The organism is Paenibacillus agri (assembly GCF_013359945.1).
In the GTDB taxonomy this organism is placed as follows: domain Bacteria; phylum Bacillota; class Bacilli; order Paenibacillales; family Paenibacillaceae; genus Paenibacillus_AQ; species Paenibacillus_AQ agri.
This window is the reverse complement of the sequence record NZ_JABWCS010000047.1, coordinates 1-243: the sequence shown is the minus strand read 5'-3', so window position 1 is coordinate 243 and position 243 is coordinate 1. Positions and strand designations below refer to the sequence as shown.

1 rRNA gene is annotated in these 243 nt (G+C 55.1%); it reads left to right on the top strand.

The features are described 5' to 3' along the window. Positions 1-243, top strand: a 23S ribosomal RNA gene (locus HPT30_RS31245); the annotation flags it as partial.

The window sequence follows — 243 nt, the reverse complement described above, 5'->3', positions numbered from 1 at the left end:
CCGCAGTGAAAAGGCCCAAGCGACTGTTTAGCAAAAACACAGGTCTGTGCGAAGCCGTAAGGCGAAGTATACGGGCTGACGCCTGCCCGGTGCTGGAAGGTTAAGGGGAGTGGTTAGGGGTGACCCGAAGCTATGAACCGAAGCCCCAGTAAACGGCGGCCGTAACTATAACGGTCCTAAGGTAGCGAAATTCCTTGTCAGGTAAATTCTGACCCGCACGAATGGCGTAACGACTTGGGCGCT